The organism is Sphingobium sufflavum (assembly GCF_021403115.1).
Taxonomy (GTDB): domain Bacteria; phylum Pseudomonadota; class Alphaproteobacteria; order Sphingomonadales; family Sphingomonadaceae; genus Sphingobium; species Sphingobium sufflavum.
The window spans coordinates 38,696-58,244 of record NZ_JAJSSH010000010.1 but is presented as its reverse complement, the minus strand read 5'-3'; the positions used below and the strand labels follow the sequence as shown (position 1 = coordinate 58,244).

The following is a 19,549-nucleotide window of genomic DNA, read 5'->3' as shown; positions in this document are numbered from 1 at the left end:
CGCGAAAGGCCCCGACTTTGGTGAAGATGTCCGCAGAGCAGTTCGACCGCATGGCTGGCAATTTTCCGGGCATGGGCCGTGATGCTGCATCCGTGCGGCAGCGCGTAGAGGCTCTGGAGCGGCTGATGGAGGGGATGGTCACCCTGCCCGGCACGCGGCAGCGCATGGGGCTGGACGCGATCCTCGGCCTCATCCCCATCGTCGGCGACTTGGCCAGCGCGGCCATCGGCGCATGGATCGTGTGGGAGGCGCGCAACCTCGGCATGTCGAAATTCCAGATCGCCCGCATGGCCACCAATGTCGGGGTGGACACCGCCATCGGCGCCATACCGCTGGTGGGCGATGCGTTCGACTTCTTCTTCCGCTCCAACAGCCGTAACCTGCGGATCATCCGCCGGCACCTCGACCGTCATCACCCCGCAACGGTGGTGATCGACCAGCCGCGTTAACGGCGGATTGCGCCCGTCCCGCCACGCCATATCTTGAGGCGGAGCGGCAAGGCATAGCCGGGCTGCTGCCCCCGTCCGCATCGTGCATGGGCCAGCCCCTTGTCCAGGCACAGCCACACCTCCGACAACCAGCGGTCGCGCGTGATCCGCACTCGCACCGACGCTGGCGTCACACCGGGCACATGGGCATTGGCGCGGGCGAACGCATCGCGAAAATCGCCCACGGTCAGGTCGCGGCGATAGGATAGCGCCACCATGTCGGGAAAGCGCAGTTGCGCATAGAGCGCCTTCGCCTTGCCGAAATAGGCCGCCGGGTCACGGTCCGCACCGCAACTGCCATGCTTGGCCCATTCATGCTGGATCAGGTCAACCGACGGCGTGGTGCACAGCATGTCACGCAACAGGCGCGGCGGCAGCACCGCGACCGGCCGGCAATATTGCGGCGATTGCCGGGCGTCCCCGTCCGGCCACAGGCCATGCAGGATGAAACCGAAACGCGACCGCCCACCGCATTGGAAGGACGCCCCTTCGCCATTCCTCTGGCGGCAATATTGCGGCGACCAGCTCAGCGCCAGCGTATAGGCCGTGACCGGCACGATGCGCGCCGGGTCGGAGGGAGGCGCGAGCGCCTCTCGCGGCCGGGGCAGGCTCTCCGGTAAGGCGCAGGACAGGGCCTGCGCGCCCGCAGACGCCGGCAACACTCCCGCGAGGAGCAGCGCCAGCGCGGCCAGCCGTTCAGGCGGCCGCAAAGTCCAGCCCCACATCCGCCGCCGGGGCCGACTGGGTCAGCCGCCCGACACTCACATAGGTCACACCCGTCTCCGCAATGGCCCGGATCGTGTCCAGCCGCACGCCGCCCGACGCCTCCGTCGGCACGCGCCCGCCGACCAGCGTCACCGCGCCGCGCAGCACCGCGGGTTCCATATTGTCGAGCAGCAGGTGGGTCGCCCCCGCCGCGATGGCCGGTTCCACCTGATCGACCCGGTCGACCTCCACGATGATCCGCTCCACCCCGGCGGCGACCGCGCGGCGCACGGCTTCCTCCACCGATCCGGCGACCGCGACATGATTGTCCTTTATCATCGCCGCGTCCCACAGGCCCATGCGGTGGTTCTGCGCGCCGCCCTGCCGCGTCGCATATTTCTCCAGCACACGCAGGCCGGGAATCGTCTTGCGGGTGTCGAGCAGGATGGTCCCCGTCCCCTCGATCCGGCGCACATAGTCGCGCGTCATGGTGGCGATGCCGGTCAGATGCTGCACCGTGTTGAGCGCCGACCGCTCCGCCGTCAGCAGCGCACGGGCATTGCCGCGCAGCCGCAACAGGTCGCTCCCCGCCTTCACCGAATCGCCATCCGCGACCAGCAGTTCAATCTCCACATCGGGATCGAGCGCGCGAAAGAAGGCCGCTGCGATCGGCAGGCCCGCGACCACCACCGCGTCCCGGCTGTCCATCACGCCCGTGAAGACAGCATCGGCGGGGATCACGCTCTCCGACGTCAGGTCACGCCCACCCGCGCCGGGGGCGCCGTTCAGATCCTCGGCCAATGTGGCGGCGACAAAGGCGGCAAGGTCGAAACCGGCCAGCTCGAAAGGGGCCAGTGCGAGGGGAGGATGCGATAAGGTCATAAGGGCGGATTAGCCGATTTTGCGGCCCATGCAATCAGCCTGCGCGACGGCCGTTCACCAGTTGCCGCCACCCTCGGCCAGAAACGACTGCTCCTCCGGCGTGGAGGCACGGCCCAGCGCAGCATTCCGCCCCGGAAAACGCCCGAATCGTTCGATCACGTCGCGATGCGCCCGCGCGAAGTCGAGGTTCTTCTCCAGCCCTTCATCGGCAAAACAACGCAATGCAAAGTGCTGCACTCCGCGATCCTCCGCATGCATCAACGGCATGTAGAGGAAAGCGCGCCGGTCGGGCGGCAACAGCCGATGATAGCCCGCCGCAATCCCTGACAGCGCCAGTTCCAACCCCAGCGGATCAGCCGCGAACGCCGCCGCGCTGCCCCGGTGGACGTTGCGCGAAATCTGGTCGATCAGGATGATGGCTGCCAGCAGCGTATCGGCATCACCGCGCCATTCCGCCGCATCGCTGGCCACCACGGCATCCCGCAACCGCCCGAACCGCGCCGCACATTCCGCGTCCAGCGCATCATCCTTGGCGAACTGCCGCTCCGGCCCGACTTCCGTGAACCAGAAGTGCAGGACGGCCTCAGCCTGTTCGGCCATGGTGACAGCCGGGGCCATCAGCGGTTGCCCAGGTCGCCCTTGCCCACCGTGCCCGACGCCATTTCCAGCATCCGGTCGAGGCTCTTCTTGGCGGCGAGGCGCAGCCCCTCCTCCATCTCGATCCGGGGGCTGAGGTCGCGCAGGCAAATATACAACTTTTCCAGCGTGTTCATCGCCATATAGGGGCAGATGTTGCAGTTGCAGTTGCCGTCCGCGCCCGGCGCGCCGATGAACGTCTTCGCCGGCACCGACTTCTGCATCTGGTGGATGATATGCGGTTCCGTCGCGACGATCAGCGTGTCGCCCGGCATCGCCTTGGCATAGTCGAGGATGCCGCTGGTCGAACCGACATAGTCCGCATGGTCCACGATGAACGGCGGACATTCCGGGTGCGCGGCGATGGGCGCGTCGGGATGCTCGGCCTTCAGCTTGAGCAGTTCCGTCTCGCTGAACGCCTCATGCACGATGCACACGCCGGGCCACAACAGCATCTCCCGGCCCAGCTTGCGCGCCAGATAGCCGCCCAGATGCTTGTCGGGGCCGAAGATGATCTTCTGGTCCTTCGGGATCTGGCTCAATATCTTCTCAGCCGACGAGCTGGTCACGATGATGTCGGACAACGCCTTCACCTCCGCCGAACAGTTGATATAGCTGAGCGCGATATGGTCTGGATGCGCCTCGCGGAACGCCTTGAACCGGTCCGGCGGGCAACTGTCCTCCAGCGAACAGCCGGCGTCCATGTCGGGCAGCACCACAATCTTGTCGGGCGACAGTATCTTGGCCGTTTCCGCCATGAAACGCACGCCGCAGAACACGATTACATCCGCGTCCGTCTCCGCCGCCTTGCGCGACAGTTCCAGCGAATCGCCGACGAAATCGGACAGGTCCTGAATCTCCGGCCGCTGGTAATAATGGCCGAGGATGACGGCGTTCTTCTCCTTGCGGAGGCGGTTGATCTCAGCCAGCAGGTCGACGCCTGCGAGATTTTCGCGGGGTTGGGCGGTCATCGGTCTCGTCCTCGAAACTGTCGCGCTTACTTGAACTGCGCGGTTACGCGCGCCTCTATCCCAGCGGCGCGCAAAGGCATAGCAAAACTGCGCTCTATCGCATTGCGGGCGGCATCGCGAGCCAGCCGCATCGGCACCTCGCCGCGGGCCTGCGCGATCAGCGCCTTCTGGCCATTCGTCTTGTTGGCGGCGTCCAGCGTCTTTTCCGCATCGGTGAGCGCCATCAACAGGCCACCACCGTCATAGACCTGCATACCCTTCAGGTCGATTTCCGGACCAGTCAGGATGATCGGCGGCAGATAGATGGTCAGCGTCTTCTTCGCTTCGTCCCACGCCACATCCTGCGCCGTGATCTGATTGAGGTCCAGTTCGTACCGCACCACGCCGGGCAGGATCATCGTCTGTTTCGCGGAAAGGCCGAACCGGCTTTGCTCGCTGGTCGTCACCGCCACGAAGCGCGCGACGAACGGCACCAGCCGCGCCTGCTCCTTCAGACCTTGCAGGCTGGCGGTGGCGATGGTCTCTACCGAACCTTCTATCTGGCGGTTGGTGTACCGCTCCAGCCACCAGAGGCCGCCGCCGATGGCGATGAGGATCGCGACCAGTATCGCGGCGGTACGGAATGATTTCATGCGACCAGTTCCCAACGTTCATCGTCCCTCAGTCGAACCTTGGAACGCGCGTCGAGGTCGATCAGATGCGCCTGCACCGAACGGCCTGCCGCAGGATGCAGGCCGGGGTCGACGCCTTTATACATGTCCAGCACCATCGTCGGGATGGCGGAGGCGCCGTTCGCACCCAGAAAGCGCAATATCTGCCCCTCGCGCATCTTGCGATGGCCGATCATGCCGCGCACCAGCCGGCGGGGATTCTCGATCGCCTCGCCATGGGCGGGGTAGAAGATCGCATCCTCCCGCTCCATCAGCTTGTTCAGCGACAGCATATAGTCGGTCATGTCGCCATCGGGCGGCGAAACGACGCTGGTCGACCAGCCCATCACATGATCGCCAGTGAAGAGCGCGCCCTCCTCCTCCAGCGCGTAGCACAGATGGTTGGAGGTATGGCCCGGCGTATGCACGGCCCGCAACGTCCAACCTTCGCCTATCACGGCATCGCCATCGGTGAGGATCGCGTCCGGCGCATAGCCTGTGTCGAACGCCGCGTCGGCGCGCGGGCCGTCATCGGTAATGGCGAAAGGCGCGCAGCCGATGATCGTCGCACCGGTCGCCTTGGCCAGCGGCGCGGCGGCTGGGCTATGGTCGCGGTGGGTGTGAGTGCACAGGATCGCCTTGACCGGCCGTTCCCCAATGGCGCGCAGCAGTGCGGCGAGATGCGCCTCTTCCGCCGGGCCGGGGTCGATCACCGCCAGTTCGGTCGTCCCGACCAGATAGCTTTGCGTCCCGGTGTAGGTGAAGGGTGACGGATTGGGGGCCAGCACCCGCGTCACCCGCGGCGACAGGGCAATGGCGTCCCCGGTAGGCATAGGGATGCGCTGGGGGATGGCAGGGCGGTCTGGCCCGGCGGGCGGAGTATCGGTCATGCCCTTCCATGTGCCCCCTCGCCGTCGGATTGCAAGATGCAACCGGCCCTTGCGGCGTCATCGACCGGCGTTATGACAGGCGCCTGTCGTTCCCAAGTTCCAAGGAAGCCACCATGAAGACCCGCGCCGCCGTCGCCTTTGCGCCCAAGACACCGCTGGAGATCGTCGAGATCGACCTGGAGGGACCGAAGGCGGGCGAGGTGCTGGTGGAGATCATGGCGACCGGCATCTGCCACACCGATGCCTATACGCTGGACGGTTTCGATTCGGAGGGCATCTTCCCCTCCGTCCTCGGCCATGAGGGCGCCGGCGTGGTGCGCGAAGTCGGCCCCGGCGTCACCAGCGTGAAGCCCGGCGACCATGTCATTCCGCTCTACACCCCCGAATGTCGCCAGTGCAAAAGCTGCCTGTCCGGCAAGACCAACCTGTGCACCGCCATCCGCGCGACACAGGGACAGGGCCTGATGCCGGACGGCACAACCCGCTTTTCCTACAAGGGCCAGCCGATCTTCCATTATATGGGCTGCTCCACCTTCTCGAACTTCACGGTCCTCCCGGAAATCGCCGTCGCGAAAATCCGCGAAGACGCGCCGTTCGACAAGAGCTGCTACATCGGCTGCGGCGTCACCACCGGCGTCGGCGCGGTCATCAACACGGCCAAGGTCACCCCCGGCTCCAACGTCATCGTCTTTGGCCTTGGCGGCATCGGCCTCAACGTGTTGCAGGGCGCGCGGCTGGTCGGCGCAGACCGCATCATCGGCGTGGACATCAACCCGGAGCGGGAGGAATGGGGCCGCCGTTTCGGCATGACTCATTTCTATAATCCCAAAGGCAAGACGACAGCCGAAGTGGTGGCCGATCTCGTCGCCCTGACCGATGGCGGCGCCGACTATACCTTCGACTGCACCGGCAATACCGAAGTCATGCGCCAGGCGCTGGAGGCCTGCCATCGCGGCTGGGGCGTCTCCACCGTCATCGGCGTGGCGGAAGCGGGCAAGGAGATCAGCACACGCCCCTTCCAGCTCGTCACCGGCCGGGTGTGGCAGGGCAGTGCGTTCGGCGGGGCCAAGGGGCGCACGGACGTGCCCAAGATCGTGGACTGGTATATGAACGGCAAGATCGAGATCGACCCGATGATTACCCATGTCCTGACGCTGGACGAGATCAACAAGGGCTTCGACCTGATGCATGAGGGCAAGAGCATCCGCAGCGTCGTGGTGTTCTGATGGAGCAGGTCTCAAGCTGGAAAAGCCATGGCGGCACGCAGGGCGTCTATACCCACGCGTCCACGGCCACGGGCACACCGATGACCTTCTCCATCTTCGTGCCCGACCATGCGCCGGGCGCGAAGCTGCCTGTCCTCTGGTATCTATCCGGCCTGACCTGCACCCATGCCAATGTGACGGAAAAAGGCGAATATCGTGCCGCCTGCGCGGAGCATGGGATCATCTTCATCGCGCCGGACACCTCCCCGCGCGGTGATGATGTGCCCGACGACGACGGCTGGGATTTCGGCAAGGGTGCTGGCTTCTACCTCGACGCCACGCAGGAGCCATGGTCACAGCACTATCGCATGCGAACCTATATCGAGGAGGAACTGCCCGCGCTCATCGCAGACCATTTCCCCGTCGATGCGGATCGCCAGTCGATCATGGGGCACAGCATGGGCGGCCATGGCGCGCTGACCATCGCTCTGTGCAATCCCGGCCGCTTCCGCTCCGTCAGCGCACTGGCCCCGATCAGCAGCGCGTCGCAGTCCGCCCTCGCCCGAAAGGCGCTGACCGGCTATCTCGGCCCGGACGAAGACGCATGGCGCGCCTATGACGCCTGCGCCCTGATCGCGGATGGCGCGGGCCTGCCCAACCTGCTGGTCGATCAGGGCGATGCGGATGAATTCCTCGCCGACCTCCAGCCCGGCCTCCTCGCCATCGCGGCGAAGAAGGCGGACTTCCCGGCGGCGATCCGCATGCAGCCCGGCTATGGCCACAGCTATTATTTCATCTCCACCTTCATGGCGGACCATGTCGGCTGGCACGCGGCGCGGCTGTCGTCAGACGAATAGCGAAGGCATCGCCCGGTCAGGCCGGCACGACGTCACAAAAGCCTATCACCACCCCCATTTCATCATCAGGAGCAGGAGCAATTATGTTCAGTCACATCATGGTCGGCGCAAACGACATCGAGGCATCGCGCAAATTCTACGACGCGACCTTCGCCGCGCTCGGCTACACCGACAGCTTTGACGATCCCAAGGGGCGCGTTTTCTGGTCCACGCCGCAGGGTGGCCGCTTTGCCATCACACCGCCGATCGACGGCCAGCCCGCCACCCCCGGCAATGGCAACACCATCGGCTTTGGCGTCGATACCGATGACAAGATCGACGCATGGCACGCAGCGGGCGTCGCCAATGGCGGCACCGCGATCGAGGACGCGCCGGGCATCCGCCACGCGGGCACGCCCATGGCCATGTACCTCGCCTATCTGCGCGATCCGGCGGGAAACAAGCTGTGCGCGATGCGCTTCATCGGCGGCTGATCTTTTGCGGGGAGGGGTGGCTTCACTTGCCCCTCCCCACCCCCTCCACAGACGGGTTTCGCAGGACCGGGCGCAATAAAGCGTTCCCCATCACCCCTTTCCCCCATCGGCGACACAGGCTAACCACCGTCGACAACCGGACGGGGGCCCTATGACCGACACCAGCAGCCAGCCCAGCAACCAGCATCGCCTCCGCTCCATCATCGGCGGGTCACTCGGCAATCTGGTCGAATGGTATGACTGGTACGCCTATGCGGCCTTCTCCCTGTATTTCGCGCCGGTCTTTTTCCCCAAAGGCAACCCGACCGCGCAATTGCTCAGCACCGCCGCCATATTCGGCGTCGGCTTCCTCATGCGGCCCATCGGCGCGTGGATCATGGGCGTCTATTGCGACCGCCATGGGCGCAAGGCGGGCCTGACCCTCTCCGTCCTCATGATGGGCGGCGGCTCCCTGCTGATCGCTGTCACGCCCGGCCATGCCAGCATCGGCCTGGCCGCGCCCGCCTTGCTCCTACTCGCGCGCCTGCTCCAGGGCCTCAGCATCGGCGGCGAATATGGGGCCAGCGCCACCTATCTCTCCGAAATGGCGACGCGCGAGCGGCGCGGCTTCTTCTCCAGCTTCCAATATGTCACGCTGATCGCCGGACAGTTGGTGGCGCTCGCCGTCCAGTTGGTCCTGCAAGCCGTGATGAGCGAGGCCGCGATGGAGGCGTGGGGATGGCGCATCCCCTTCTTCGTCGGCGCGACCCTCGCCGTCTCTGTCTTCCTGATCCGCCGGGGACTGGCGGAGACGCAGGACTTCACCTCCCGCGCGAAGGACAAGGCGTCGTCCGCCCTCGCCCTCTTCCGCGAGCATCCCGGCACCGCGCTGCTCGTCGTCGCCCTCACGGCGGGCGGCACGCTGGCCTTCTATGCCTACACCACCTATATGCAGAAATATCTCGTCAATTCAGCGGGATATAACCGAGAAACCGCCGCGCGCATCATGACGGTCGCGCTGTTCCTCTACATGATCCTGCAACCCGTCATCGGCGCGCTGTCCGACCGGATCGGGCGCAGGCCGCTGCTCATCGCCTTCGGCATCGGCGCGACGCTTTTCACCGTGCCGCTGTTCACGCTGATCGGCCGGGGCGGTTCGCCCGTCACCGCCTTCCTGCTGGTGCTGGCGGGACTGGTCATCGTCAGCGGCTATACCGCGATCAACGCCATCGTGAAGGCGGAACTCTTCCCCGCCCATATCCGCGCGCTGGGCGTGGCGCTGCCCTATGCCATCGCCAACGCGCTGTTCGGCGGGTCGGCGGAATATGTCGCCCTCTGGCTGAAGAGCGCGGGACAGGAGAGCATTTTCTTCTGGTATGTCAGCGGCATGGCCGCCCTGTCGCTAGTCGCCTATCTGGTGATGCGGGACACAAGGGCGCATGGGACGATGCGGGAGGACTGAAGCGGGCCGCCTGGGCCATCCGCTTCACCCCATCAATATCCGATAGAGCGCGTCCGGCAGATCATCCTGCTTCAGCGGCAGCAACTGCGTCATGAAGATCAGGATCAGCCGCTCCGACGGCACCACCGAATAGAAGGTGGAGAACAGCCCGGTCCAGTGCATCTCCCCCGCCGGTCGCGCGCCCTGCCCGCCCGGCAGCGTCACCGCTATGCCCAGCCCTTGCCCGATGGCGCGACAGCTATCGCCCGCAAACATGCCCTGCGCCATCGCCCCGATGCTCTGCCCATCGGGTAGATGGTTGCGGACCATCATCGCCATCGTCTCCGGCTTCAGCAACCGCACGCCATCCAGCGCGCCCTCGCCCAGCAACATCCGGCAGAAGCGATGATAGTCCGCCGTGGTGGACAGCAGCCCCCCGCCCCCCGACGCGAAGGTCAAGGGCCGCGACCACAGACCGTCGAGCGCCGTGTCATAGACATAATGGCCCCGCCGGGGGTGTTCGGCCCAGGCGTCCGTGAAACGGTCTGCCTGATCGTCCCGCAGCACGAGCCCCGTATCCGTCATGCCCAGCGGCCTGAAAATCCTCTCTGCGAACAATTGGTCCAGCGGACGACCGGTCAGCCGTTCGATGATGATGCCGATCAGGTCGGTTGCAATGGAGTAGGTGAACGCCGTCCCCGGATCATGCAGCAGCGGCAGGCCCGCCAGCGCGGCAACGATCCCGTCCGCCGTCTTCACCGCCTTGAAATTATCGACTCCCGCCGTCCAATAGGCCTGATCGACGGGGTGATTCTGCTGAAAGCCATGGCTGAACCCGGCGGTGTGGAGCAGCAGGTCCAGCATCACCGGCTGGCGCGTCGCCGCCCGTGTGGCGAAGGGCGCAAATTTGCCCCCGTCATAGACCCGCAGGTCGGCCAGTTCCGGCAGCACGGATGTCAGCGGATCGTGCAGCCCGACCCGCCCCTCCTCCCACAGCATCAGGAACAGGAACGCCGTCACCGCCTTGGTCATCGACGCGATGCGAAAGACGGCGTCCTCGCGCAGCGGTGTGCCGTCCGCGCGCGCCCGGCCCATGGTGAAGCGATGCAGCACCTCCCCATCGCGAGCCGCCAGCCATTGCGCATGGGGCAGCGCCCCGCTCTCCACCAGCGCCCGCACATGCGCCTCCACCCTCTCGAAACGCTGCGGCGAAAGCGGGGGAGTCGTCGTCATGCCGCTTCTTCGCGACTGACAAGGGCGGGCGCAAGGGCTAGAGGGACGGCATGACCATACTCTTTGCCTATAAATTGCTCGACCAGCCGACGTTCCGGGAATGGAAGGACAGCGGCAGCTTCACCGGATCGCCGGACGATGTGCGCGACGGCTTCATCCACCTGTCCACCGCCGCCCAGACGGCGGAGACAGCGGCCAAATATTTCAGCGCCACCGATCCGCTCGTCGTGGCGATGGTCGATCTGGCGGCGGTGCGCGAGACGTTGAAATGGGAGGAATCACGCGGCGGCGCCCTCTTCCCCCATGTCTATGGCGCAATCCCGTTCAAGGCCGTTTCCGGCCACAGCATCCTGCGCCTCGGCGACGATGGCCGCCATGTCTTTCCGCAGGGATTCTGAGCATGACCGACATCCACATCATCGGCGGCGGGCTGGCCGGGTCGGAGGCCGCGTGGCAACTCGCGGAGGCGGGTCATACGGTTCGCCTGTCCGAAATGCGCGGCGGCGGCGACATGACGGCGGCGCATGAGAGCGACGCGCTGGCGGAGATGGTCTGCTCCAACAGTTTCCGGTCGGACGACGCGACCAGCAATGCGGTGGGACTGCTGCATCAGGAAATGCGCCGCCTCGGCTCCCTCATCATCCGGGAGGCGGACAAGGTCCGCGTGCCCGCCGGTTCCGCGCTGGCGGTCGACCGCACCCTCTTCGCGCAGGGCGTGACCGCCGCGATCACCGGCCACCCGAACATCACCATCGTGCGCGAGCGGATCGACGCGCTGCCGGACAGCGGCCCGACCATCATCGCCACCGGCCCGCTGACCGCCATGGCGCTGGCGGAGGATATCCGGTCCAGCACGGGCAGCGACCAGCTCGCCTTCTTCGACGCCATCGCGCCGATCATCCATGTCGACAGCATCGACATGGACATTTGCTGGAAGGCCAGCCGCTGGGACAAGGGATCGCCGGAGGGCGATGGCCGCGACTATATCAACTGCCCCATGGACCGGGAGCAATATGCGGCCTTCGTGAAGGGCCTGCGCGACGGCGAGAAGACCGAGTTCAAGCAGTGGGAGAAGGACACGCCCTATTTCGACGGCTGCATGCCGATCGAGGTGATGGCGGAACGCGGCGTGGAGACGCTGCGCTTCGGCCCGATGAAGCCCGTCGGCCTCGACAATCCGCGCACAGGCCGCTGGCCCTATGCGGTGGTGCAGTTGCGGCAGGACAATGCGCTGGGCACGCTGTGGAACATGGTCGGCTTCCAGACCAAGCTGAAACATGCCGGGCAGGTCGAACTGTTCCGCACCATCCCTGGCCTCGCCAATGCCCAGTTCGCGCGGCTGGGCGGGCTGCACCGCAACACGTTCATCCGCAGCCCCATCCTGCTGGATCATGAGTTCCGGCTGAAGGCGCGGCCCCATATCCGGTTCGCGGGGCAGATCACCGGCTGCGAAGGCTATGTGGAGAGCGCGGCGGTCGGCCTGCTGTCCGGCCTCTATGCCGCCGCGGAACTGGAAGGGCGCACCATCGCGCCGCCGCCCGCCGATACGGCGCTGGGCGCACTGCTGAGCCACATAACCGGCGGCGCGGACGCGGAAACCTACCAGCCGATGAACGTCAACTTCGGCCTCTTCCCGCCACTGCCCGACGATGTGAAGAAGAAACAGCGCAAGGCGGGCTATACGGACCGCGCCCGTCTGTCCTTCGGGGAGTGGATGGCGGCGCAGGGCGTGACCGAGACGGCATTGGCGTCCCTGACGGTGGATAGCGGGGCAGGCGACGCCTGATCCCGCAACCGGTTGGCGCTCCCGCCTGCTAAGCTGACGCGGAAGCGACCAGCCTCAACATTTGCACTTGGCGGGTGGCTTGGGCGGCGGGGCTGTCGTCGCAAATTCCGCGCGGGTCAGGCGAGCGTCCTTGTTCGCGTCGGCGCCGTCGAACTTCTCGACCGTGCGCACCGCCCACTCCTCGAACGACAGCAGGTTGTTGCCGTCCACGTCCAGCTTGCGGAACTCCTTGACCCGGCTGCCCAGCATCTCGTTGCGTCCGATGATGCCGTCCCGGTCGCGATCATAGCGGTCGAAACGCTTCTCCTCCCGCGTCCGCGCCGTGGCGGCTGGCGGCGCAGGCGGGGCCGCGCCCATCGCATTGTCGTCCCCCTCCGGCAGTTCCTCGCCCAACATCGCGGGCGGCTCCGCCCGTGCGGTCACGGCGACCGGCTCACGCGAGGCCTGCCCCGTCCACCAGAACAGGCCCGCCGCCGCCAGCGCCAGTGCCGAGATTGATCCTGCCACGAAACGTCCCATGGCGACGGACCTTATGCAGACCGCAGCCGCCTGCCAAGCCGTCAGCCGAAGATGGCGCGGCGCAGCAGGCGAATATATTGGCGCGGCGTGAAGCGCAGGTCGCTCAACGTCCGCTCCCGCACATCGTCCATCGCCATCGCGACGGCCAGCGACAGTGGGCGGGGCACGATGCGCGGGCGGGGCTTCTCCTCCCCCGCCAGGATCGCGGCGGCAAAGGCCCCCTCGCCCCGTTGCCGGTCGGGATCGCGCCGGGCGACATCCCACAAGGCCCAGACCGCACCCCCCTGCCCCAGCACCCCGGCATCACCGCCGCGTGCGATCAGGGGAAACAAAGCGCCTCGTCCCCGCCCGAACTCCGCCCATTCCGCCTCGCCCATCGGTTCGGGGTCCAGCAACATGCGCCACGCCGCCGCCATGGCATGGACATGGCCCCTGTCACCCTCGCCCGGTCCGGCCGCGTGCCAGCGTTCCAGCATCGGTTCGCCCCGCCCCTTGGACCCGTCGGACGTCAGCGCCTCCTCCCACCAGGCCAGCCGGATGGCGGCCACCGCGCCCTCCCGCGCGGTCAGCACGATCCGCGCCATGCGGTCGTCGATGTGCCAGCACAGCGCATGCCACGCCCGGTCCGCGCCCCGTGCATGGGCGATCAGCAGGGGCAGCGGCTGGGGCAATTCGGGCTGGTCCGGCGCGGGCGGGACGGACGATGTGTGTTCAGACATGGGACAGGCTTCCAACGGGTGGCGCGCCGTTAACGATCCGCCTTGGGCGTTTATTAACCGCGATGGGGGTAAGAGGCGCTCTGGCGGCAGGCATCATCGACCTGCCAACCCGATACACTGGGCATCAGGCGGCATGAACAACGCATCGAACGGCACGGACGGCCAAAACGGATTTCTGGCCCGCCTGCTTCGGGATTCGCGCGGCAACACGCTGGCGCTGATCGCGGCGCTGATGATTCCGCTCGTCGGCCTGCTGGGTGGTGGCATAGACATGAGTCGCCTGTACCTCACCAAGACGCGGCTGCAACATGCTTGCGACGCAGGCGCGCTCGCGGGGCGCAAGGCGATGGGCACCAACGCCTGGACGACCAGCGGTACGGACAACAGCGACGGCGTCGCCAAAGCCATGTTCGACGGGAATTTCAAGGCTGGCGACTATGGCACCGGCACCAGCACGCGCAGCTTTGCCGAATCCGATGGCTCCGTTACCGGCACCGCGACCTCCATCGTGCCGATGACGATCATGCAGATTTTCGGCATCACCAACCGTTCGCTGACCGTCACCTGCACCGCAAAGCTGGCCATCCCCAATACCGATGTCATGTTCGTCCTCGACGTCACCGGGTCGATGAACTGCGTCGCGGGCGACGCCTATTGCACCAACAATGGCAACGTCCCCGCCCTCAACGGCAAGATCGTGGGCATCAAGCGCGCGGTGAAATGCTTTTACGAGGCGCTGGTCAAGGTCAACACCGCCGAGGTGTGCGGAGCCTCCGATCCGGTTGCGACCACCTACAACCAGACCGCACAAATCCGCATCGGCTTCGTCCCCTATTCGGTCAACGTGAACGTCGGCAAGCTGCTGCCCAATACGGCGCTGGCGGATAGCTGGAACTATCAGACGCGCGTCGCCAATTATTATGTGACCAATGGCCCTGCCTGGGAAGTCTATGGCGACTCGATAGACCAGTCCGAATGTTTGAAATATATGAAGAACGAGAGCTTCTCCGGCTTCTGGCCTTCATCGACTTCGCTCGGCGGCGGTTCCTACGATCAGGTTGCGGTTACGTTTCCCCACGATGGCGTAGCGACATCGGGCGGTTCCGACGGCGAATGGAGCTGGAGCGGCGCCCCCGACACCAGCGGCACCAACCGCAGTTGCCGCCGCAAGCGGACGGAAACCGTCACCGCCAAAACCTATCGCCTGTTCAAGAACTGGACCTACAAACAGTCTTTGCTGGATGTCAGCGGCCTCAAGGCTGGCGGATCGACCTGGAACAACAGCGTCTCCCTGCCCATCGGTTCCAGCGGCGCCAACACCAGCGTCGCCTGGGGCGGGTGCGTCGAGGAACGCAATACGGTCAAGAACAGCGACCGGACGCCTGCGGGCGAATGGGATCCGATCCCCACCGACGCCTTCGACATGGACATCGACAAGCCCGCGAGCAGCAGCGTGGCGGGAACCCAATGGGGGCCGCTTCTGCCCAATGCGGTGTATGAACGCTACAACAGCGGCGGTGACACGATTGACGACGTGACCACCACGGACAACCTGACCCGCCCCACCGCCTATTGCACCACAGAGGCCAAGAAACTCCAGGCATGGGACACAGCGGCGCCGTTCGAAACCTACGTCAATTCGCTGGTCGCCATCGGCAACACCTATCATGACATCGGCCTGATCTGGGGCGCGCGCTTCCTGTCGCGCACCGGCATGTTCGCGACGGCCAATGACAACAAGCCGCGCATCGACCGCCACCTGATCTTCATGACCGACGGCGACACCATGTCCTACACCGACGATTACTCCGCCTATGGCGTCCACTGGTGGGATCGTCGCCAGACGACCTATGCGCCCGTCAACAACAATGGCTATGACAGCGACATCGCCAACATCATGAACGCCAAGCTGGAGGGTCTGTGCACCGCGATCAAGGCGAAGCAGATCACGCTGTGGGTTATCTCCTATGGCGGCGGCATCAATGCGGATACGGAAGCGCGGCTCACCGCCTGCGCGACCACGGGCAAATATTACAGCGCCACCAACACCACCACGCTGATCTCCCGTTTTCAGCAGATCGCGGCGGACATCGCCGAACTGCGGTTGACCAACTGATGGCCGCGCATCATCCGAACAAAGGTCGCAATCGGGGCCAAAGCCGAGGCCGCCGCCGCCTCCTCCCCGACCAGCAGGGCGCGACCATGGTGGAGTTCGCGCTGATTCTGCCCGTGCTGTGCACTCTACTGCTCGGCGCGCTCGACTTTGCACACAGCCTCTACATGCAGTCCGTCCTTCAGGGCAGCCTGCAAAAGGCAGCGCGGGACAGTTCACTCGAAACCGGCACCGAGGCCGCGAAGCAAACCGAACTGGATACAAAGGTGCGCGATCAGATCCAGGCCTTGTACAAGGACGCCACCGTCAGCTTCAGCCGTCGCTTCTACCGCAGTTTCAGCAAGGCCGCCGCCGCGCAGGCCGAAACCTTTGTGGACTCGCCGGTCGGCAATATCTGGCGCGACGGCCTGTGCAACAATGGCGAAGCCTTTGTCGACGCCAACAATAATGGCGTGTGGGACAAGGATGGCGGCGACGCGGGTCAGGGCCGCGCGCGCGACGTGGTGGTCTATACCGTCACCGTCACCTATCCGCGCCTGCTCCCCGTCGACAAGTTCGTCGGCGGCAGCGGCACCAATAATTTCCTTGCGACCACCGTCCTGACCAACCAGCCCTATGGCGATCAGGGCACTTATGGCACCGCCACCGCCGGAGTCTGTCCCGCATCATGATGACCCGGACCGCCGCCCTGCTGCGCACCCTTCGCGCCGACGCATCGGGCCTCGCCTTCGTCGAGTTCGCCCTCGCCCTGCCGCTCGTGCTGGGTACGGTAACGGCGGGCATCGAACTGACCTATTACACGATCGCCAAGATGCGGATGAGCCAGATCGCGTTGCATATCGCGGACAATGGCGCGCGCATCGGCACCCAGAATCCGCTGACCTCGCCGCAGATCACCGAGGCCAATATCAACGATCTGTTGACCGGCGCGGGGCTTCAGGCGGGCAGGCTGGATCTGTACACACGCGGCCGCGTGATTATCTCCAGCCTGGAGCCGGACCCCAGCTACTCTGGCAAATATCGCATCCACTGGCAGCGGTGCAAAGGCACCAAGAACTGGACCTCCAGCTATGGGGTGCAGGGCGATGGGAACAAGACGAACATGGGACCGGCCGGTCGCCAGGTGACAGCACCATCGGATGGCGGTGTCATCTATGTCGAGCTAAACTACGACTATAAACCGATTTTCTTCGCCAGCGTAGCCCCCAGCACCGTAATCCGGGAGGTCGCCGCCATGACCATCCGCGACAAGCGCGACTATAATGGCAACAGCAACACCGGCGTCTATTCCGTGGTGGGCGTGACCGCCTCCACCTGCAACCTGTTCACGGCGACCTGACGCCCTGCCTCAGCGGGAAGGCAGGCACAGGCAGCAAGCCCCGGCGGCACCCCCCAACACCCCATGCGGGCATCGACACGCGTGCGCTATGCGCTGCATGTCGGACGCCACCGCCATCAGGTTCAGCCGCCACCGCCGGGGTCCAGTCTTAACACCGGACCCCGCCCGCGCCTTTACCGGTAACAGACCTTCTTGACCGCCGCGACCACCCGGCCCGCGTCGATCAACGCCGCCTTCTCCAGATTGGCGGCATAGGGCAGCGGCACATCCTCGTTGGTCACGCGCAGCACCGGCGCGTCGAGGTCGTCAAAGCCCTTCTCCATCACGACCGCCGCCAGTTCGCTGGCGATGGAGCAGGTCGGCCAGCCTTCCTCGACCACCACCATGCGGTTGGTCTTGGCCAGGCTCGCCAGCACCGTCACCGTGTCGAGCGGACGCAGCGTGCGCAGGTCGATCACCTCCGCGTCAATGCCTTCCTTCGCCAGCGTCTCCGCCGCTTCGAGCGCGAGGCCGACGCCGATCGAGTAGCTGACCACCGTCACATCCTTGCCCGGACGCACGATCCGCGCCTTGCCGATGGGCAGCACATAATCGTCCACCGCAGGCACGTCGAAGCTGCGGCCATAGACCAGCTCATTCTCCAGGAAGACCACCGGGTCTTCGCACCGGATCGCCGCCTTCAGCAGGCCTTTGGCATCCGCCGCATCATAGGGCGCAATCACGATCAGGCCGGGAACACTGGCATACCAGGGCGCATAATTCTGGCTATGCTGCGCGCCCACGCGGCTGGCCGCGCCATTGGGGCCACGGAACACGACCGGGCACCGCATCTGGCCACCCGACATATAATTGGTCTTGGCTGCCGAATTGATGATGTGGTCGATCGCCTGCATCGCAAAGTTGAAGGTCATGAACTCGACGATCGGTTTCAGGCCGCCCATCGCCGCGCCCGTGCCCACACCGGCAAAGCCATATTCGGTGATCGGCGTATCGATGACGCGCTTGTCGCCAAACTCCTCCAGCAGGCCCTGCGTGACCTTGTACGCGCCCTGATATTGCGCGACTTCCTCGCCCATCACGAACACGCGCGGGTCGCGGCGCATTTCCTCCGCCATCGCATCGCGCAACGCCTCGCGCACGGTCGTCTTGACCGTTTCGGTCCCGGCGGGAACGGATATGTCGGCGGGGGGAGCGGGCGCGTCCTGCACCAGCTTGTCCGTGCCGCTCTCCGCCTTCTTCGGCGCGGCTTCGGCGGGCTTTTCCTCCGCCTTCGCTTCGGGAGCGGGCTTCTCCTCGGCCGTATTATCGGCGGCGGGCGCAGGCGCGGCATCCGCTTCCTCACCCTCGGCGATCAGCGTGGCGATGACCGTGCCGACCTTCACATTCTCGGCTCCCTCGGCGACGAGGATCTTGCCGATCACGCCTTCATCGACCGCCTCGAACTCCATCGTCGCCTTGTCGGTCTCGATCTCCGCCATGATGTCGCCGGAGGAGACGCTGTCCCCCTCCTTGACCAGCCATTTGGAGAGCGTGCCCTCCTCCATCGTGGGGGACAGGGCGGGCATCTTGATCTCGATCGCCATCAGTAACGCTCCACCAATACGTCGGTGTAGAGTTCGGGCGCATCCGGCTCCGGCGAATTTTCGGCAAAGTCTGCGGCGTCGTTCACGATCTTGCGGATCTTCTGGTCAATCGCCTTCAAATCCGCCTCTGTCACGCCTGCTCCCTCCAAAATCTTCTTCACATGGTCGATGGGGTCGGACTTCTCGCGCACCGACTGCACTTCCTCGCGCGACCGATATTTGGCCGGGTCGGACATGGAGTGGCCGCGATAGCGATAGGTCTTCATCTCCAGGATGATCGGGCCATTGCCACCCTGCACCCATTTCAGCGCCTCTTCCGTCGCGCCGCGCACGGCCAGCACGTCCATGCCATCGACCTGGATGCCGGGGATGCGGAAGCTCTCACCACGCCGATAAAGCTGGTCTTCGGCGGAGGAGCGATTGACGCTGGTGCCCATCGCATATTGGTTGTTCTCGATCACGAAGATGATCGGCAGCTTCCACAGCTCGGCCATGTTGAAGCTTTCATAGACCTGACCCTGGTTCGACGCGCCATCGCCGAAATAGGCGACGCACACGCCGCCATCGTCATTATATTTATGGCTGAACGCCAGGCCCGTGCCCAGCGACACCTGCGCGCCCACGATGCCATGGCCGCCATAGAATTTGTGGCTGACGCTGAACATGTGCATGGAGCCGCCCTTGCCCCGGCTGATGCCCGCCGCGCGACCGGTCAGCTCCGCCATGATGACATTGGGGTCGATGCCATAGGCCAGCATATGACCATGGTCGCGGTATCCGGTGATGACGCTGTCCTTGCCCGGCACCAGCGCGGACTGGATGCCGACCGCGACCGCTTCCTGCCCGATATAGAGGTGGCAGAAACCACCGATCAGGCCCAGCCCGTACAACTGGCCCGCCTTCTCCTCGAAGCGGCGGATCAGCAGCATCTGCCGATAGAATTCGAGCAGTTCGTCCTTGCTCGCGTCATAATCCGTCGGTTCGCCCGGTGTCGGCTGGTTGTGGTGCCCCGCCGGGGGGGAATCGGGCGTTTTCGCCGCACGCGCACGGGACGGAGTTTTGGCCAACGAACTATCCTCA

The 19,549-nt window shown here is 65.3% G+C and carries 21 protein-coding genes; 10 read left to right on the top strand and 11 right to left on the bottom strand.

The genetic code is table 11. From position 1 onward, the window contains the following. The first annotated feature begins 20 nt into the window (after positions 1–20). Positions 21–449, top strand: coding sequence for a DUF4112 domain-containing protein (locus LWE61_RS14760; protein WP_234151416.1), 429 nt, complete (start codon positions 21–23; stop codon positions 447–449). Here the strand turns inward: LWE61_RS14760 and LWE61_RS14755 are convergent. The 6 genes from LWE61_RS14755 to LWE61_RS14730 are packed head-to-tail and all read right to left on the bottom strand — an operon-like array spanning position 446 to position 5,222. Next, positions 446–1,198 carry a ribonuclease T2 family protein gene (locus LWE61_RS14755; RefSeq protein ID WP_234151415.1) on the bottom strand — a complete coding sequence of 251 codons (753 nt, stop codon included), beginning with the start codon at positions 1,196–1,198 and terminating at the stop codon, positions 446–448. The two genes, LWE61_RS14760 and LWE61_RS14755, sit on opposite strands and share 4 nt — an antisense overlap. Beyond that, positions 1,185–2,075, bottom strand: a complete 891-nt coding sequence (gene nadC, locus LWE61_RS14750; protein ID WP_234151414.1) for a carboxylating nicotinate-nucleotide diphosphorylase — start codon at positions 2,073–2,075, stop codon at positions 1,185–1,187. Before nadC ends, LWE61_RS14755 begins: the two co-directional genes overlap by 14 nt. A gap of 54 nt (positions 2,076–2,129) precedes the next feature. Continuing rightward, the gene (locus LWE61_RS14745; protein WP_234151413.1) at positions 2,130–2,693 is read right to left on the bottom strand and encodes a DUF924 family protein; all 564 of its coding nucleotides are present in this window, start codon (positions 2,691–2,693) and stop codon (positions 2,130–2,132) included. Further along, positions 2,693–3,682 (bottom strand): quinolinate synthase NadA, encoded by a 990-nt coding sequence (nadA, locus tag LWE61_RS14740; RefSeq protein ID WP_234151412.1) that lies wholly within the window; start codon positions 3,680–3,682, stop codon positions 2,693–2,695. The genes LWE61_RS14745 and nadA overlap by 1 nt, the downstream gene beginning before the upstream one ends. Before the next feature lie 26 nt (positions 3,683–3,708). Then, positions 3,709–4,314 carry a DUF4230 domain-containing protein gene (locus tag LWE61_RS14735; RefSeq protein ID WP_234151411.1) on the bottom strand — a complete coding sequence of 202 codons (606 nt, stop codon included), beginning with the start codon at positions 4,312–4,314 and terminating at the stop codon, positions 3,709–3,711. Further along, positions 4,311–5,222, bottom strand: coding sequence for an MBL fold metallo-hydrolase (locus tag LWE61_RS14730; protein WP_234151410.1), 912 nt, complete (start codon positions 5,220–5,222; stop codon positions 4,311–4,313). Before LWE61_RS14730 ends, LWE61_RS14735 begins: the two co-directional genes overlap by 4 nt. 113 nt (positions 5,223–5,335) lie before the next feature. On the opposite strand from LWE61_RS14730, the gene LWE61_RS14725 reads away from it, so the two are divergent. The 4 genes from LWE61_RS14725 (at position 5,336) to LWE61_RS14710 (ending at position 9,198) form a co-directional block, all read left to right on the top strand. Beyond that, a complete protein-coding gene (locus tag LWE61_RS14725; protein WP_234151409.1) occupies positions 5,336–6,448 on the top strand; it encodes an S-(hydroxymethyl)glutathione dehydrogenase/class III alcohol dehydrogenase in 1,113 nt (370 codons plus the stop codon). Next, positions 6,448–7,284, top strand: a complete 837-nt coding sequence (fghA, locus tag LWE61_RS14720; RefSeq protein ID WP_234151408.1) for an S-formylglutathione hydrolase — start codon at positions 6,448–6,450, stop codon at positions 7,282–7,284. The genes LWE61_RS14725 and fghA overlap by 1 nt, the downstream gene beginning before the upstream one ends. Positions 7,285–7,367: 83 nt before the next feature. Then, entirely contained in the window at positions 7,368–7,757 is a 390-nt protein-coding gene (locus LWE61_RS14715; RefSeq protein ID WP_234151407.1) for a VOC family protein, read from the top strand. A gap of 151 nt (positions 7,758–7,908) precedes the next feature. Continuing rightward, complete coding sequence (locus LWE61_RS14710) at positions 7,909–9,198, top strand: MFS transporter (protein WP_234151406.1); 1,290 nt, start codon at positions 7,909–7,911, stop codon at positions 9,196–9,198. Positions 9,199–9,222: 24 nt separating this feature from the next. Here LWE61_RS14710 and LWE61_RS14705 read toward each other — a convergent pair whose 3' ends face one another. Continuing rightward, on the bottom strand, positions 9,223–10,410 hold the full coding sequence (locus LWE61_RS14705; protein WP_234151405.1) for a serine hydrolase domain-containing protein: 1,188 nt from the start codon (positions 10,408–10,410) through the stop codon (positions 9,223–9,225). Between the two features lie 50 nt (positions 10,411–10,460). On the opposite strand from LWE61_RS14705, the gene LWE61_RS14700 reads away from it, so the two are divergent. Beyond that, the gene (locus LWE61_RS14700) at positions 10,461–10,808 is read left to right on the top strand and encodes a DUF952 domain-containing protein (protein WP_234151404.1); all 348 of its coding nucleotides are present in this window, start codon (positions 10,461–10,463) and stop codon (positions 10,806–10,808) included. 2 nt (positions 10,809–10,810) lie between these two features. Continuing rightward, positions 10,811–12,196, top strand: coding sequence for a methylenetetrahydrofolate--tRNA-(uracil(54)-C(5))-methyltransferase (FADH(2)-oxidizing) TrmFO (gene trmFO, locus LWE61_RS14695; protein WP_234151403.1), 1,386 nt, complete (start codon positions 10,811–10,813; stop codon positions 12,194–12,196). A 54-nt stretch (positions 12,197–12,250) separates the two neighbouring features. Here trmFO and LWE61_RS14690 read toward each other — a convergent pair whose 3' ends face one another. Beyond that, positions 12,251–12,715: a hypothetical protein gene (locus tag LWE61_RS14690; RefSeq protein ID WP_234151402.1), complete on the bottom strand. Its 465-nt coding sequence runs from the start codon at positions 12,713–12,715 to the stop codon at positions 12,251–12,253. A 41-nt stretch (positions 12,716–12,756) separates the two neighbouring features. Continuing rightward, positions 12,757–13,434: a hypothetical protein gene (locus LWE61_RS14685; RefSeq protein WP_234151401.1), complete on the bottom strand. Its 678-nt coding sequence runs from the start codon at positions 13,432–13,434 to the stop codon at positions 12,757–12,759. A 133-nt stretch (positions 13,435–13,567) separates the two neighbouring features. Between LWE61_RS14685 and LWE61_RS14680 the strand changes: the two genes are divergently transcribed. Genes LWE61_RS14680 through LWE61_RS14670 form a run of 3 tightly spaced genes read left to right on the top strand, consistent with a single transcriptional unit; the run spans position 13,568 to position 16,886 of the window. After that, the gene (locus LWE61_RS14680; protein WP_234151400.1) at positions 13,568–15,550 is read left to right on the top strand and encodes a TadE/TadG family type IV pilus assembly protein; all 1,983 of its coding nucleotides are present in this window, start codon (positions 13,568–13,570) and stop codon (positions 15,548–15,550) included. Beyond that, a complete protein-coding gene (locus LWE61_RS14675; protein ID WP_234151399.1) occupies positions 15,550–16,218 on the top strand; it encodes a TadE/TadG family type IV pilus assembly protein in 669 nt (222 codons plus the stop codon). Before LWE61_RS14680 ends, LWE61_RS14675 begins: the two co-directional genes overlap by 1 nt. After that, positions 16,215–16,886: a TadE/TadG family type IV pilus assembly protein gene (locus tag LWE61_RS14670; protein WP_234151398.1), complete on the top strand. Its 672-nt coding sequence runs from the start codon at positions 16,215–16,217 to the stop codon at positions 16,884–16,886. Before LWE61_RS14675 ends, LWE61_RS14670 begins: the two co-directional genes overlap by 4 nt. A 173-nt stretch (positions 16,887–17,059) precedes the next feature. Here LWE61_RS14670 and LWE61_RS14665 read toward each other — a convergent pair whose 3' ends face one another. Continuing rightward, positions 17,060–18,469 carry a pyruvate dehydrogenase complex E1 component subunit beta gene (locus LWE61_RS14665; protein WP_234151397.1) on the bottom strand — a complete coding sequence of 470 codons (1,410 nt, stop codon included), beginning with the start codon at positions 18,467–18,469 and terminating at the stop codon, positions 17,060–17,062. Continuing rightward, positions 18,469–19,536, bottom strand: coding sequence for a pyruvate dehydrogenase (acetyl-transferring) E1 component subunit alpha (gene pdhA / locus LWE61_RS14660; RefSeq protein WP_234151396.1), 1,068 nt, complete (start codon positions 19,534–19,536; stop codon positions 18,469–18,471). Before pdhA ends, LWE61_RS14665 begins: the two co-directional genes overlap by 1 nt. Positions 19,537–19,549: the final 13 nt, after the last annotated feature.